At 66.2% G+C, this 13,939-nt stretch carries 15 protein-coding genes; 4 read left to right on the top strand and 11 right to left on the bottom strand.

Annotation, left to right across the window (positions count from 1 at the left end; translation table 11 throughout):
- Positions 1-48: 48 nt before the first annotated feature.
- The 6 genes from hcnC to ACUXVH_RS22285 form a co-directional block, all read right to left on the bottom strand.
- Positions 49-1,302 (bottom strand): cyanide-forming glycine dehydrogenase subunit HcnC, encoded by a 1,254-nt coding sequence (gene hcnC, locus ACUXVH_RS22260; protein ID WP_041117739.1) that lies wholly within the window; start codon positions 1,300-1,302, stop codon positions 49-51.
- A complete protein-coding gene (hcnB, locus tag ACUXVH_RS22265; protein WP_011060874.1) occupies positions 1,295-2,704 on the bottom strand; it encodes a cyanide-forming glycine dehydrogenase subunit HcnB in 1,410 nt (469 codons plus the stop codon). The genes hcnC and hcnB overlap by 8 nt, the downstream gene beginning before the upstream one ends.
- Positions 2,701-3,018, bottom strand: a complete 318-nt coding sequence (hcnA, locus tag ACUXVH_RS22270; protein ID WP_011060873.1) for a cyanide-forming glycine dehydrogenase subunit HcnA — start codon at positions 3,016-3,018, stop codon at positions 2,701-2,703. Before hcnA ends, hcnB begins: the two co-directional genes overlap by 4 nt.
- 389 nt (positions 3,019-3,407) lie before the next feature.
- Complete coding sequence (locus tag ACUXVH_RS22275) at positions 3,408-4,349, bottom strand: hypothetical protein (protein ID WP_065363824.1); 942 nt, start codon at positions 4,347-4,349, stop codon at positions 3,408-3,410.
- 190 nt (positions 4,350-4,539) lie between these two features.
- Positions 4,540-4,926, bottom strand: a complete 387-nt coding sequence (locus tag ACUXVH_RS22280; RefSeq protein ID WP_053151027.1) for a hypothetical protein — start codon at positions 4,924-4,926, stop codon at positions 4,540-4,542.
- A 38-nt stretch (positions 4,927-4,964) separates the two neighbouring features.
- Positions 4,965-5,255, bottom strand: a complete 291-nt coding sequence (locus ACUXVH_RS22285; RefSeq protein ID WP_370505845.1) for a YdcA family protein — start codon at positions 5,253-5,255, stop codon at positions 4,965-4,967.
- A gap of 232 nt (positions 5,256-5,487) precedes the next feature.
- On the opposite strand from ACUXVH_RS22285, the gene ACUXVH_RS22290 reads away from it, so the two are divergent.
- Together ACUXVH_RS22290 and ACUXVH_RS22295 are read left to right on the top strand one after the other, a co-directional pair.
- Positions 5,488-6,171: a response regulator transcription factor gene (locus ACUXVH_RS22290; RefSeq protein ID WP_011060869.1), complete on the top strand. Its 684-nt coding sequence runs from the start codon at positions 5,488-5,490 to the stop codon at positions 6,169-6,171.
- Entirely contained in the window at positions 6,149-7,543 is a 1,395-nt protein-coding gene (locus ACUXVH_RS22295; RefSeq protein WP_011060868.1) for a sensor histidine kinase, read from the top strand. The genes ACUXVH_RS22290 and ACUXVH_RS22295 overlap by 23 nt, the downstream gene beginning before the upstream one ends.
- A gap of 207 nt (positions 7,544-7,750) precedes the next feature.
- Here ACUXVH_RS22295 and ACUXVH_RS22300 read toward each other — a convergent pair whose 3' ends face one another.
- From ACUXVH_RS22300 to ACUXVH_RS22315, 4 genes are all read right to left on the bottom strand, one after another.
- Entirely contained in the window at positions 7,751-8,392 is a 642-nt protein-coding gene (locus tag ACUXVH_RS22300; protein ID WP_255313428.1) for a trimeric intracellular cation channel family protein, read from the bottom strand.
- A 177-nt stretch (positions 8,393-8,569) separates the two neighbouring features.
- A complete protein-coding gene (locus ACUXVH_RS22305) occupies positions 8,570-8,830 on the bottom strand; it encodes a DUF1652 domain-containing protein (protein ID WP_015635301.1) in 261 nt (86 codons plus the stop codon).
- Between the two features lies 1 nt (position 8,831).
- Positions 8,832-9,083, bottom strand: a complete 252-nt coding sequence (locus ACUXVH_RS22310) for a CsbD family protein (protein WP_011060865.1) — start codon at positions 9,081-9,083, stop codon at positions 8,832-8,834.
- 136 nt (positions 9,084-9,219) lie between these two features.
- Positions 9,220-10,707 (bottom strand): PAS domain S-box protein, encoded by a 1,488-nt coding sequence (locus tag ACUXVH_RS22315; protein ID WP_065363821.1) that lies wholly within the window; start codon positions 10,705-10,707, stop codon positions 9,220-9,222.
- A 204-nt stretch (positions 10,708-10,911) separates the two neighbouring features.
- Here ACUXVH_RS22315 and ACUXVH_RS22320 point away from each other — a divergent pair, with 204 nt between their 5' ends.
- On the top strand, positions 10,912-11,454 hold the full coding sequence (locus tag ACUXVH_RS22320; RefSeq protein WP_053151015.1) for a GNAT family N-acetyltransferase: 543 nt from the start codon (positions 10,912-10,914) through the stop codon (positions 11,452-11,454).
- 26 nt (positions 11,455-11,480) lie between these two features.
- Here the strand turns inward: ACUXVH_RS22320 and ACUXVH_RS22325 are convergent, their stop codons facing one another.
- Entirely contained in the window at positions 11,481-12,794 is a 1,314-nt protein-coding gene (locus ACUXVH_RS22325) for a sigma-54 interaction domain-containing protein (RefSeq protein ID WP_019094278.1), read from the bottom strand.
- Positions 12,795-13,045: 251 nt separating this feature from the next.
- Here ACUXVH_RS22325 and ACUXVH_RS22330 point away from each other — a divergent pair, with 251 nt between their 5' ends.
- Positions 13,046-13,930 (top strand): MBL fold metallo-hydrolase, encoded by an 885-nt coding sequence (locus ACUXVH_RS22330; RefSeq protein WP_065363820.1) that lies wholly within the window; start codon positions 13,046-13,048, stop codon positions 13,928-13,930.
- Positions 13,931-13,939: the final 9 nt, after the last annotated feature.

Here is a 13,939-nt window from a genome sequence, read left to right on the forward strand (position 1 = left end):
AGCGCCTTCGAAAACGCCTTCGCTGGCAAGCCAGCGCCTACAGAGCGGTCAGGCCGGTTCGGGCTGTTTCTTCACGGGGGCAGTGGCGAAGCGCCGGGCCAGGAAGGGGGTGATGTCCAGCGGCAGGGCTTCGTCGTTCACCAGTTTGTCCAGCAACACGCCGGTGATGGCCGAGGTCAGGATGCCGGTGCGGAAGTGCCCGCAGGCATTGAGGTAGCCTTCGACCCCATCCATCGGCCCGAGGATCGGCAGCTCATCCGGCGAACCCGGGCGCAACCCCGCCCAGCAGCGCTTGAGGTTGACATGGGCCAGCTCCGGTACGCAGCGCACTGCGCCCTGCACCAGGCCGTTGATCTCCGGGTAGGTGGTGGTGACGTCGAAGCCCTTGTCCTCGGTGGTACTGCCGATCAGGATCTCGCCGTTGTCCTTTTGCGCCATGTAGCAGTCGCTGGTGGTCAGGCAGCCGTTGAGCAGCTTGGGCATGCGCTCGGTGAGAAGGATCTGGCCCTTCACCGGCTTCACCGGAATCTCGATGCCCGTGGCCTGCAGGCTCAGCTCGGCGGCCCAGGCGCCGGCGGCGTTGATCAGGGTCGTGCAGCGGAACAACCCGGCAACGTCGGTCTTCACCCCGCTGACCCGATTGCCCTGGTGCAGGACCCCGGTGACGTTGGTGTTGAAGTACACATCCACGCCGTTCTGGCGTGCGCCTTCGGTGTAGGCGTCGGTGAGGCGGAACGGGTTGACCTGGTGGTCGCAGAGGAACTCCAGGGCGCCCTGGGCTTCATGGCTGACATTGGGTTCCGCGGCGCGCAGGGCCGCCTGGTCGAGCCAGCGTACCTGGTCGCTCAGGTGCGGGATGCAGCCGACGATGTGCTCGGCGTACAGGCGGTCTTCCTCGTCATAGATGACGAACTTGAGCCCGGTCTGCTCGAACTTGAAATCCATGTTGTGCAGGCCCATCAGCTCGCGGTGCAGGCGCGGGTACAACTCGTTGGACTGCAGGGCGAAGTCGAAGAACGACTGCGGCAGGATGTGCGGAGTGCTGGAATCCACCACCACCGCCGAACCCTGGGCCTCGCGCTTGCGGTTGGCCGACATCATGCGAAAGAAGATCACCCCGCAGCCCAGCCCCACCGACTCGCCGATGGCCCACAGGCCGCCGGCCGAAGCGCGGCTGGCGTTGCCCGGGCGCTTGGCGTCGATCAGCGCCACCTTCAGGTCCTTGCGCTTGGACAACTGGTAGGCGCAGGAAGCGCCGATCACGCCGCCACCGGCAATGACCACGTCGTAATGCTTAATCATGCTGGGAGACCTCCTGGTCAGACGGCGGGAACGCGGAAAACGGAATCGGGTCCAGGGGGAAGCGCGGGCGGATCCAGCCCACGTCCTTGCGCCCGGTGGCCTGGCGCAGGCGGTCGCTGCAATAGCCCACGCACATGCGCCCCTGGCAGTCGCCCATGCTCACCCGGGTGCGCATTTTCAGGCTGGCCATGTCCTGCACGCCCTGGCTCAGGGCACGCTCGATGTCGTTGCGGGTGGTGTGTTCGCAACGGCAGATCACGGTGTCGCCCTTGGGCAGCTCTACCTGCCCGGCGCCACGCGCGGTATAGCGGTCCACCGCACCACGAAAACGCAGGATCGAGGCCAGCTTGCGCTCGTAACCCTGGCGCCGTTGCAGGGCCGCTTCGTTGCTCAGTACGCCACGCTGCATGAGGATCGACAGCGCGGCGATACGCCCGCTGAGCATGGCCGCCTCGCCGCCGCGGATGCCGCCCATGTCGCCGGCCAGGTGCACGTGGGGCTCGCTGCTCTGCTGCCAGGCGTTGGCGCTGGCGCGCAGGTAGCCGTCGTCGCTGAAGTTGTGTTCCAGGCCCATCTGCTGGCTCAACTGGGTGCGCGGGATGAAGCCGTAACCCACCGCCAGGGTCTGGGCAGCAATGCGCTGGGCCTTGGCCATGTCCGGCTGCCAGTCGCTGGAGTACGGCGCCACGGTGACCACGCTCAGGGCGTCCTGGCCCTGGGCTTCGACCACGCCCCAGCCATAGCGCAGGGCAATGCCGTGCAGCTTGAGGTAGGCGAGCATGCTCAGGCCGTCGAGAAACAGTTGCGGCTTGTTGAGCATGGCCAGGCTCTGCTTGGCGATCTTGCCCAGGGCACAAGCCTCGTAGACCCCCGCCACGCGCACGCCGGAAGCATGCAGCTGACACGCCACCAGGGGCAGCAAGGGGCCGGTACCGGCGATCACCACCGGGCTCTGGGGCTTGACCACCCCGCTCTTGATCTGCAATTGCAGGCCACCCAGCAGCTTGACCCCGGGCAGGGTCCAGCCGGGGAACGGCACACTGCGCTCATGGCAGCCGGCGGCCAGTATCAACTGCTCGTAGCTGACCTGCTGCACCTGCTCTTCGCCATCGAGCAGCACCAGGCTCTGGGTGCCCTCGGCGCCCACTACCCGGCTGTTGAGGCGCACGTCGATCATCTGTTCGTGGTCGGCGAAATCGCCGTGCAGCTTGGCCAGCATTTCGCAGTAGCGCGGCCCCAGGTAATCCAGCTGCACGCCGTCGCGCAGCGGCCCGCGGTAGACCACGCCCCCCAGGCGCGAGGCCTCTTCGATCAGGGTGCTGCGCACGCCGTGCTCGGCCAGTTCGATGGCGGCCGCCATGCCCGCCGGCCCACCGCCGACGATCACCGGGTTCAGGCTCATAACGTGGGCTCCGTTTCAGTGATGCGGTTGCTCAGGGTCTGCACCTGCATCCCCGGCTTGACCAGGGTCTGGCAGGCGCGGCGCTTGTGCCGGCCGTCGATCTGCACCAGGCAGCAATGGCATACGCCCATGCCGCAGTAGGCGCCGACCAGTTGCCCGTGATCGTTGCGCGCCACCTGGCGCAGGCCGGTGGCCTGGATCACGCTGAGGACGGTTTCACCCAGGGCGGCAGTGACTGGCTGGCCATTGAGGCTGATGGTCATGTCCGCATGCTGCAGCGGCTGAATATCGAAGTTGCGGTCTATCTGACGCATTGTGGGTTCATCCGTGAAAAATGAATGGGGTTGCCGGCGTCCCGCCGTCCATGCTGCTGCGGTCGGGACCGGGCAACGTCCCGGTCCCAAGCTGTTTGTCAGAACCGAGCGCGGGCCAATCTAGTCGGTTTGTCGGACACGGATATTGATCTGGGCCAAGCAAACGGCTGCCTCGCACCCGACGCTGGCCAGCCCTTGCAAAACTGCGATACCGCGCACAAAAACGCCGCTGGCGGCAATGGCCGGCAGCGGCGTTCGGGAAGGCCCGGGCCCGTTCGGGCCGGGCTTTATAGCTTGAATCAGTGCATGAACAGGGCGATCAGGATAATCACCGGGATCGGCACACCGAGGAACCACAAGAGTAATGAGCGCATGGGAAATCTCCTGGATCAGTGAACGGGGGTGGGGGCTACGGTGCGCGGCTGGACATCGCTTTCAAGCCAGACCACGGCGTCCCGACGACGACCGCCAAAGGTCGCCGCGAGGCTGGCGAAGAAGGCCCCGCACAGCAGCGCGATAAACATCCACAGCGACGACCAGGCAGCCACCTTGGCTGCGGTGTCGGCAGCTTCCTTGGCGGCCTGCTTGGCTTCTTCCACGGCCTGGCGGGTCTTGGCGAAGACTTCATCGACCCGACGCTCGGCATCGGCCTGGCTGAGGTTGGTACGCTGGGCCACCAATTGCGCCAGGTAGCTGCGATCCTCAGGGGCCAACTGGCCGTCGTTGCTCAGGGTGCGCACGAAGATCCGCGATACCGTGCCACGGGCCGCGTCATCGCTGACCGCCGCCGGGCGATCGTCGCGGAACAGGCTGTCGACGAAGTAGCCGTAGTCATCCTGGGAACCCTGGGCGGCAGCATGGCCGGCCATCTGGGTCATGGCACCGGCGGCGCCGGAAGCCACCTGGGCGCCGGCATGCACGCCGCCGCTGATGACGCTGCTGACCGACCCCACCACCAAAGTCGCGGTGACCAGGGTGGCCACGGCCCAGGCCAGGAAGCCATGGGCGGTGTCGCGGAAATACACTTCATCGCCATGCAGGTTGGCCCACTTCACCCGCAGGCGCCCGGCGATGTAACCGCCCAGGCCGGCAGCGATGATCTGCGTCACGGCCAGCCAGACAATGCTGGAAATGCCCAGGCCCTTGGCGCTGATGCCGCTGCCGGCCCAGGGCGAAACCGCGGAAAAGCCCAGGCCGAAGCCCAGCAACAGGAGGATCAGCGAAAGAGCGGCGGCCGCCGCGGCGCCGGCGAAGATCGCCGCCCAGGACACGCCCGAGTGATGACTCGAGGCATCTGCGGTGGCCAGCAGGTGTTCAGAGGGTCTGTTCATTGTTGTTCAGCTCCAGGCATGAAAAATGGTGTTACACGTCTCGAAGGGACAAGTGCAGCCACCGTGCCAGTTGCACGAACTTTATAAGCTCTTTTATTTCAATGACTTGCGATAAGCAGACAATCCCGGATCGTGCAATTTACCGGCCCGGGAGTTTTCGGGCGGGCGTTCTGCACGGCCCGCCCGGTGCTCAGGCCTGCCGGCTCCGGTAGAGCTCCCGGCCGCGGGTCCAACACAGGTGCACCACCAGTACCAGGATCCACAGGGCCAGCAGCAGGTTGCCCACCAGGGTCAATTGCCCGATGCCCTGCCCCCACAAGGTAAAGAGCGGCAATGCCAGCCAGGCCGAACGACGAAAATCCAGCAGCCGCATGATTCCCGGCACGGCCACCGCCATCAGGGCGATGACCAGGACGTCCAGGCCGCGATACGCCAGCATCCAGCGCGCATAGCGAGGGTCGGCAGCATAGGCTTCCAGGTAACCCGGCAGGCGCAGCGCCAGATCCACGGCGAGGCTCAACAGCAGGCTGGCCACCAGCAGCCACAGCAGGCCTTTGAAACGTGATGCGTAGTTCATTGCACAACACCTTGATACACAGAAGGTCAATCGGGTTTTCAATGCCGCTTGTAGCTCTTGTTGCCACTGGGGGTCAGGCAGTACACCCCGCCCCGGGGCCCGGTGCAGAAACTGCCGCTGCCACAGCTGCATCCCTGGGCGTCGCGCAGCAGGGGCTCGGCCCGGGGGGTAGTGGAGCGCTGGCCGGACATCAGGGTGCAGTTCTTTTTCGACGCGCTGATGGAGCCGTCGTTGCACAGGAACAGCTCGCCGTCGCAACGGGCGATGCCGCCCTTGCGCCCGGAACAGGGCTGGTTGGCCGCCAGCACCACGCTGCTGCACAGCACCATCAGGCAGAGAAAGGACAATGGCTTCCAGCCAACCCGGGACAGGCCCGTCATGGATGTGCCTCCTGGCCATAAAAGTGGCGCGATAATATCAGGCAGCGCGGCCTCTGGCAGGGGCTTGTTCAAGGTCTGGACAGAGTCCTGGAGGCGCAGATGAAAGTTTTTTTAGAATTGCGGCCGCCGTTTCTTGGCAAAATGCCCGCCTGTGTCACGAACCGCCAAACAGGTAACGCCTATGACCCGCATTCTGACCATCGAAGACGACGCCGTGACCGCCCGGGAAATCGTCGCCGAACTGAGCAGCCACGGCCTCGACGTGGATTGGGTGGACAATGGCCGCGAGGGCCTGGTGCGCGCCGTGAGCGGCGACTACGACCTGATCACCCTGGACCGCATGCTGCCGGAACTGGACGGCCTGGCCATCGTCACCACCCTGCGCACCATCGGTGTGTCGACGCCGATCCTGATGATCAGCGCCCTCTCCGACGTCGATGAACGGGTGCGCGGCCTGCGGGCCGGGGGCGACGACTACCTGACCAAGCCCTTCGCCTCCGACGAGATGGCGGCCCGGGTCGAAGTGCTGCTGCGGCGCAAGAACACGGTCAAGGATTTCGACACCAGCCTGCGGGTGGCGGACCTGGAACTGAACCTGATCAGCCGCGAGGCAACGCGCGCCGACCAGTTGCTGAGCCTGCTGCCCACCGAATACAAGCTGCTGGAATTCCTCATGCGCAACACCGGGCAGATCCTCTCGCGGATGATGATCTTCGAGGAGGTCTGGGGCTATCACTTCGACCCCGGGACCAATCTGATCGACGTGCACATCGGCCGCCTGCGCAAGAAGATCGACCCGCCCGGCATGACCCCGTTGATCCGCACCGTGCGAGGCTCGGGTTATGTCATTGCTGAACCCCTCTAAAGGCTGGCGTTCCTCCAGCAGCCGCCTGCTGGCGCTCTACAGCACGCTGTTCGTGGCCTGGAGCTGCATCCTCATGGGGGTGCTGTACTACGAGGTCTCCACCTACCTGGACAGCCTGGCCAAGCACTCGCTGATGCAGCGCCAGCACCTGTTCGCGCGCTTCGAGGGCGACCAGCTGGTGGAAGCCCTGACCACCAGCATGACTTTCGACATGCGCGCCATCGACGCCTACGGCCTGTTCGATGAGCAGCGCCGGCCCCTGAGCGGGCCGATCCGGCAGATACCCGACGACCTGCCCCTGGACGGCAAGATCCACGAACTGAAGAACTGCATCGACTCCGACGACCCGAGCCTGCCCCGCGACAGCTGCGACGCCGTGGCCACCCACACCCGGGATGGCCGCTGGCTGGTGCTGGTGCGCGACAACGGCTCGCTGTTCGCGGTGACCCGGATCATTCTCCACGCCCTGCTTTGGGGCATTTCCCTGACCATCATTCCCGGCGCCGCCGGCTGGCACCTGCTGCGCCGCCGGCCCTTGCGGCGCATCCGCCAGATCCAGGCCAGCGCCGAAGCCATAGTCGCCGGCGACCTGACCCGGCGCCTGCCACTGTCGGACCGGCGCGACGAGCTGGACATGCTGGCGGCCATCGTCAACGCCATGCTCGAACGCATCGAACGGCTGATGCATGAGGTCAAGGGCGTGTGCGACAACATCGCCCACGACCTGCGCACCCCGCTGACCCGCCTGCGGGCCCAGCTCTATCGCCTGCAGCAACAGGCCGAGGAAGGCTCGCCCCAGGCCCTGCAGATGGACCAGTTGCTGGCCGAGGCCGACACCCTGATGGCGCGCTTTCGCGGGTTGCTGCGGATTTCCGAACTGGAGGACCAGCAGCGGCGCTCGGGCTTCCTGGTGCTCGACCCCCTGCCCCTGCTGCACGAGCTCTATGACTTCTACCTGCCCCTGGCCGAGGAAGGCCAGTTGACCCTGGTGCTGGATGTACCGGCGAGCCTGCCCAGCCTCACCGGTGACCGCGCCCTGTTGTTCGAGGCCCTGGCCAACCTGCTGAGCAACTCCATCAAGTTCACCCCACCGGGGGGCGAAGTGATCCTGCGGGGGATCGACGACGACGGCAGCCCGCGCCTGGAAGTGCTCGACTCAGGCCCCGGAATACCCGCAGCGGAACGGGCGGCGGTGTTCCGGCGCTTTTACCGGGTGGATGAAAACAATGCCCAGGGCGGGTTTGGCCTTGGCCTGTCGATCGTCGCGGCGATTGTCAGCCTGCACGGCTTCAAGCTTGAGGTGGGCAGCAGCGAACGCGGCGGCGCGCGCCTGAGCCTGGACTGCCGGCCGAGCCTGATTGCCGACAATTGATTCCGGCCTCCACACCCCTGTAATCCGGTGCCTGTGACCCTGTGATCCTGTAGCCGCTGCTGAGCCTGCGAAGCTGCGAAAGGCCGGGCCGCGTTCGGTACGCAGGGCCTTGCTTGACGATCTTGCGCCAAACCTTCCGCGCTCTCGCGACCCCGGCGCCTGCTGCGTCGCAATGCCGCCCAAGCCGTTCACAGCCTGCATCAGCGGCTACAAGGCCTTGGGCAGTTGCCAGCCGTAGCGCACCGAGAGCATGCGCAGGGCGAAACAGACGGTGCCCGCCAGCCAGGCCGACCATAAAGACGGCACGCCCAGGCGCCGGGCGATGACCAGGCTGGCCGCGCCGACAAAGGCCGAGCTGGCATACAGGTCGACCTGCAGCACCAGGGGAATGCGGGCCAGGACAATGTCGCGAATCACCCCGCCCCCCACCCCGGTCACCGTACCCATGAGCATCGAGACAAAGGGCGAGATGCCGAAGTTCTGCGCCTTCTGCGTGCCCGCCACGGCAAACAGCCCCAGCCCCGCGGCGTCCAGCAGAATCAGCAGCGGCCCGGACCACCCCAGCACCCAGTCCCGTGCCACGAAGGCCAGCCCGCCCATCAGCAGCGCCAGCGCCGGGTACCGCCAGTCGGCCACGGCCTTGGGCGGCGTGGCGCCAATCAGCAGGTCACGGGTCACCCCTCCGCCAAGGGCAACGATAAAGGCGATCACCATCACCCCCAGCAGGTCCAGTTGGGCGCGCATGGCGCTGATCGCACCCTCCACGGCAAACACCGCAGTGCCCGCCAGATCCGCCACTAGCACGATGTTTTCCAGGCGCCGGGGCAAGCCCTGGGCCCCGGCGTTCATGGGCCCATCCAGAAAAGCGAGGTGATCAGGAAAATACGGCGCGGCAACAGGGTTGAAGGCATGCCCGGGCACCTGCAAAAGGCTGGAGATGACGGCCGGGAACCCGACCGTCGACCCTTTGCTTATAGTTCAGGCCGTGGGCTGTCGCCATCGATCGGCCTCGGTGCAAGGCCGGGTTCAGGGCGCCAGATCGAGCTGGCCCAGGGAGTTGCTGCCCAGCTCATAGAGCAGTTCGTCGATGATCTTCTGCACATCGGCCTCGCTCTGCAGCGCCCGGGCGCTGAGCCCGGTCACCACCAGGTCGACCCGGCCGCTGGCCGGCTCGAACACCCGCAGGGTCAGGGTGCCGTCACCGGCGTTGCTGAAGCTGCAGGCCAGGGGCGCCAGGCGCTGCTCGATACAAGCGCGCAACTGCGCCAGGGTGATGGCCGCCGGCATTTCAGCGGCGCCGCAGCAGCAGGCCCGCCAACAGCCCGACGCCGGCCAGCAGGGCCACGCTCAACAGCGGTTTGTCCCGTACCCAGCGAGCGCCCTGGTCCAGGGCCTGGCCGTACTTTTCCTGCAATTGCCCGGCGGCTTCCCGGGCCATGCCGCGGGCTTGCAGTTGCTCATCATCCAGCCACTCACCCACCACGGCCTCGGCCTTGCCGGCCACCTTGCCCACTGTGCCCTTGATCTGTTCGCTAGCCATGCTGGCGCTCCTTCTACTGCGGTTCATGAATGGCAGAGGCCCGATACAGAGCCCTGCGCAGAATCACAGGATAGAAAGGCCCGCCCCTGGGCAAAAGGCGCATTTGCACTGGTTGCACTGGTGCATTTGCACCGGGTCAGCCGGCACTGCCGGCAAACAGCCCGCGCTCCCGGGCCCAGACAATGGCCTCGCCACGGCTGTGCACATCGAGCTTGGAGTACAGGGTGGCCACGTGATTGCGCACGGTGTTGGGGGCCAACTGCAGTTGCGCGGCAATTTCCTTGTCCGCCAGCCCCTGGTAGATCAGCCCCAGGACCTCGCGCTCGCGGGTGGTGAGCTCGGCAGAGGTTACCGCCGGGGCTTGCGCGCTGCGGGTGTTGCGCACGTTGGCGAGCTTTTCGATCAGGGTCTGGCTGAACCAGGAGGCATCACGCATCACCTCCTCGATGGCGCCCACCAGTTCCAGCTCCGAGCGCTTGCGCTCGCTGATGTCCATCAGCACCAGCAGGTAGCAGGGGCTGTCCTGGATCAGCACGGTATCGGCGTAGGCCACGCAGTCCACCTGCTCGGCGCCCTTCTTGCGCACCTTGAGGTCCAGGCCCATGACGTTGCCGCTTTTCTCCAAGCGGCCGAACAACTGCTCGGCGGCCTGGGGCTCGGCGATAAAACCGATGTCCTGCACGGTCTTGCCCAGCAGCTCTTCGCTGCTGTAGCCGCAGGTGTCGAGAAAGGCTTCGTTGACATCGACGATCTGCTGCTCGGCGCTGCACACCAGGGTCGGCACCGGGGTCAGGCGGAACGACTTGGCGAAACGCTCCTCGCTCTGGCGCAGGGCGATCTCGGCCTTGCGCCGCGGCTCCAGGTCCATGAAGGAAAACAGCATGCAGTCCTCGTCGTTGATGTCCAGCGGCTGGCCGGCGACGATCACCAGCTTGCTGCCGCCCTCGGGCAGACGCAGCTCGGCCTGCATCTGCGGGATGGTCGCGCCCTGCCCCAGGCGTTCGACGGCCAGTTCCTTGTGCTCGGCGTCTTCCAGCACGTCCAGCTCGTACACCGAACGGCCGATCACCTGGTCCCGGGCATAGCCGGTCATCTCCAGGAAGCCCTGGTTGACCTTGATGTAGCGCAAATCCCCCAGGCGGCAGATCACCGCAGGCGCCGGGTTGGCGTTGAAGGTCTTCTCGAAGCGCTGCTCGGCGCTGGCCCAGTCGGTGGCGTCACTGAGGATCAGCACCAGGGACTCCGGCGCGCCATTGCGGTCCTCGAGGATCATGCTGCGCACCCGGTGCACCCAGTGCCGGGGTTCGCCGTCGATCTCGGCTTGGACCTCAACCACCACGTCGCTGAAGGTCTCTCCGGCAGCCACCCGGTTGATGGGGTAGCTGCCCAGGCCCAGTGGATGGTTGTTGCGGTAGCGCAAGGCATAGCGCCGGGCGTATTCGCGCAGATTGCCGCCCAACTGCTCGACCGTGCTGACGCCGTGCATGGCCAGGGCCGCTTCATTGGCCCAGAGCAGGGTCCGGGCCTTGTCGGTCTCGATCAGGATCACCCCGTCGGACAGGCCGGAGATGATCTGCTGCAATTGGCGGCGGTTGGTTTCGGTGGCAAGTACGGCCTGGCTCATGGCATCTCCGGAAGAACCCGACGCTGCGCCAAACATCCCGCACGCCGGAAAAAGGGGGCTGCAACTACGACCACGACGCGCCGCCATCGTGCCCCGGCCCGAGCGCTGGAGCCCCTTTGGGCAACGGAGTAAGCTGCCCCGTCCGGATTGCGGGCCAGCCGCCAGCCCGGCGACACCGGCCAGCCGCCCCTCGAGGAATGACGCATGATCACCATCCGTGAAGCCGACAGCCGCGATATCGACACCCTCCAGGCCATTGGCTGCGCCACCTACCGCGAGCACTTCGCCGCGATCTGGAGCACCGAAGGCATGCAGCAGTTCCTGGCCCAGGATTTTGCCCCCGCCCCCCTGGAACAGTCCCTGGCCGACAAGCACCTGCACCTGTGGCTGCTGGCCCTGGACCCGCAGCAGCAGCCCATCGGTTTTGCCAAGCTCAACTGGAACCGGCCACTGCCCGATGGAGCCCGGCGCGGGGCCGAACTGCAGAAGATCTACCTGCTCAAGTCCGAGGCCGGCAAGGGCTATGGCCGCCGGTTGCTGGAGCATGTGCTGCAACGGGCCAGCGCTGCCGGTGAGCCCTGCCTGTGGCTGGACGTGCTCAAGAGCAACAGCGGCGCCCGGCGCTTCTATGAAAGCGCCGGCCTGCGGCAGGTCGACGAGGTGCCGTTCAGCACCGACCTGGAACAGATCGGCATGTGGGTGATGGCCTGCGACCTGCCCCTCCAGAACCACCCCGCCCAAGATTGAGGTGGCCCTGCCACCCTCGCCCGCCGCTACAGACCCAGGGCCTTGAGCCGCCGGTACAGGGTCCGCTCGCTCAGGCCCAGGGCCCTGGCCAGCTCACTGCGCGAACCCTCGAACACCTCCAGGGCATGGGCCAGTTGCTCCAGGTCCTTGTTGCCGCGGCGGCGGCCCGGCGGCGCTGGTGCCGGCGTGCTGCGCAGCTCCGGCGGCAGGTCCGCCAGGCGGATCACCCCGTCGTCGCTGAACAGCCGCGCCCGCTCGAGGATGTTGCGCAGCTCGCGGATATTGCCCGGGTAGGTGTACAGGCTCAGTTGGGCCAGGGCCTGGGGATCGACCCGCGGCACCACCCCGGGATCAAGCCGGCGCAGCAGGCTGTCGATCAGCAGTGGCAGGTCGTCGCTGCGTTCGCGCAAGGCCGGCAGGCGGATCGGGAAGGCGCTGATGCGGTAGTACAGGTCCTGGCGGAAGGTGCCGGCGGCGACCATTTCCTTGAGCGGCTTGTGGGTCGCCGCCACCAGGCGGAAATCCGAGTGCACGGTGCGCAGGCTGCCCACCGGGCGAAAGCTGCCGGACTCGATCAGGCGCAGCAGTTTGACCTGCATGGCCAGGGGCACTTCGCCGATCTCGTCGAGAAACAGGGTGCCGCCATGGGCGGCTTCGGCCAGGCCGATCTTGCGCTGCAGGGCACCGGTGAAGGCGCCCTTTTCATAACCGAACAATTCGCTTTCCAGCAGGCTTTCGGTAAGCCCGGTGCAGTCCACCACCACCAGCGGCCCGCTGGCCCGGGGGCTGCCGTCGTGCAGGGCACGGGCGAACAGCTCCTTGCCGGTGCCGGATTCACCCTGGAGCAATACCGGGATCGGCGCCGGCGCCGCCCGCTGCAAGGCGCTCAAGGCTTCGTTGAAGGCCGGCGAGCGCCCCACCAGGCCCTTCTGCTGGGGTTGTACCGAGGCCACGGCCACCGAACTCAGGCGCTCGACATAGGCCACCACCGTGCCGTCTTGGCCAATGATCGGCCGCAGCTCCACGTCCACATGCTCCGGCCCCCGGGGCGTGTGGTGGATGTGCAGCATGCGTTCCGGTACGCGGCTGTCATGGGCCTTGCGCATCGGGCAATGCTCGCCGGCCTGGTCGCAGGGCACGGCGAACTGATGGGACACCCGGTAGCACTTGGCGCCCACGTGGGGCTTGCCGGCCACACCGAACTGACGCTGGTAGGCGGTGTTGGCGGCGATGATGTTGTAGTCGGTGTCCAGCACTATGGTGGGCTGCGGGTCGTGTTCGAGGTAGGACACCAGGGCGGACATCGGTGGCGGGACTAGGTCGGTGGCAATCAGGGACATGGGCAACTCCGGGGCAGAGGCGGCAGCTTAAAGCATGGGCGCCATCACTGCCATTTTCTGCCAGCAACTGCCAAATGACTGCCAAACCCGGGTGACAGTCCGGGCGACAACACATCACCAAGGGGTTGAAAAAGCGTCTAGATCAATGAACAGGCGCCAAACGACGCCGTTTCGGGTTGGCACGCTTATTGACACTTCAAGAAACGAGCGTCAGCGCAGACTGCCCTCACCTTCATTGCCTGGAGTGCCCCATGATCATCAGCGACACGCTGCGTGTAGAAGCCTTTTTCGACAGCCATACCTGGACCATCAGCTACCTGGTGATGGACCTGGCCAGCCGCCACTGCGCATTGATCGACAGCGTGCTGGACTACGACCCGAAATCCGGCCGCACCCACACCGAGTCCGCCGACCGCCTGATCGCCCGGGTGAAAGAGCTGGACGCCCGGGTCGACTGGATCCTGGAAACCCATGTGCATGCCGACCACCTGTCGGCCGCCGCCTACCTCAAGGCGCAGCTCGGGGCCCAGGTGGCCATCGGCAACCAGATCACCCGGGTGCAGAAGACCTTCGGCGCGCTGTTCAACGAAGCCCCGGCCTTTGCCCGGGACGGCAGCCAGTTCGACGTGCTGCTCGAAGACGGCGCCGAATTCGCCATCGGCGGCCTCACCGCGCGGGCCATGCACACCCCGGGGCATACCCCGGCCTGCATGACCTACTTGGTACAGGTCGGCGACGAAACCCTGGCCTTTGTCGGCGACACCCTGTTCATGCCCGACTACGGCACCGCCCGCTGCGACTTCCCCGGGGCCGACGCGCGGACCCTGTACCGCTCGATCGGCAAGATCCTCACCCTGCCCCCCAGCACCCGGCTGTTCATGTGCCACGACTACCTGCCCAACGGCCGCGAGCTGCAGTACATGACCACCGTCGCCGAGCAGCGCGCCAACAACATCCACATTCACCAGGGGGTCGACGAAGACAGCTTCGTGGCCATGCGCGAAGCTCGCGACGCGACCCTGGACATGCCGGTGCTGATCCTGCCTTCAGTGCAGGTCAACATGCGCAGCGGGCACTTCCCCGAGCCCGAGGACAACGGCGTGAGCTACCTGAAGATTCCCCTGAACACCCTATAACTATTACCT

It is taken from the genome of Pseudomonas sp. 8(2025), assembly GCF_052665325.1.

Excerpts from the sequence above, each read along its gene's own strand:
- ACUXVH_RS22305 (WP_015635301.1), bottom strand. The coding sequence starts at position 8,830 with ATGCCGGCGGCCATCACCCTGGCGCAGTTGCGCGCTTGTATCGAGCAG.
- hcnB (WP_011060874.1), bottom strand. The coding sequence starts at position 2,704 with ATGAGCCTGAACCCGGTGATCGTCGGCGGTGGGCCGGCGGGCATGGCG.
- hcnA (WP_011060873.1), bottom strand. The coding sequence starts at position 3,018 with ATGCGTCAGATAGACCGCAACTTCGATATTCAGCCGCTGCAGCATGCG.
- ACUXVH_RS22310 (WP_011060865.1), bottom strand. The coding sequence starts at position 9,083 with ATGGCTAGCGAACAGATCAAGGGCACAGTGGGCAAGGTGGCCGGCAAG.
- ACUXVH_RS22325 (WP_019094278.1), bottom strand. The coding sequence starts at position 12,794 with ATGTCCCTGATTGCCACCGACCTAGTCCCGCCACCGATGTCCGCCCTG.
- ACUXVH_RS22280 (WP_053151027.1), bottom strand. The coding sequence starts at position 4,926 with ATGAACTACGCATCACGTTTCAAAGGCCTGCTGTGGCTGCTGGTGGCC.
- ACUXVH_RS22295 (WP_011060868.1), top strand. The coding sequence starts at position 6,149 with ATGTCATTGCTGAACCCCTCTAAAGGCTGGCGTTCCTCCAGCAGCCGC.
- ACUXVH_RS22320 (WP_053151015.1), top strand. The coding sequence starts at position 10,912 with ATGATCACCATCCGTGAAGCCGACAGCCGCGATATCGACACCCTCCAG.
- ACUXVH_RS22290 (WP_011060869.1), top strand. The coding sequence starts at position 5,488 with ATGACCCGCATTCTGACCATCGAAGACGACGCCGTGACCGCCCGGGAA.
- ACUXVH_RS22330 (WP_065363820.1), top strand. The coding sequence starts at position 13,046 with ATGATCATCAGCGACACGCTGCGTGTAGAAGCCTTTTTCGACAGCCAT.
- ACUXVH_RS22275 (WP_065363824.1), bottom strand. The coding sequence starts at position 4,349 with ATGAACAGACCCTCTGAACACCTGCTGGCCACCGCAGATGCCTCGAGT.
- ACUXVH_RS22300 (WP_255313428.1), bottom strand. The coding sequence starts at position 8,392 with ATGAACGCCGGGGCCCAGGGCTTGCCCCGGCGCCTGGAAAACATCGTG.
- ACUXVH_RS22285 (WP_370505845.1), bottom strand. The coding sequence starts at position 5,255 with ATGGTGCTGTGCAGCAGCGTGGTGCTGGCGGCCAACCAGCCCTGTTCC.
- hcnC (WP_041117739.1), bottom strand. The coding sequence starts at position 1,302 with ATGATTAAGCATTACGACGTGGTCATTGCCGGTGGCGGCGTGATCGGC.
- ACUXVH_RS22315 (WP_065363821.1), bottom strand. The coding sequence starts at position 10,707 with ATGAGCCAGGCCGTACTTGCCACCGAAACCAACCGCCGCCAATTGCAG.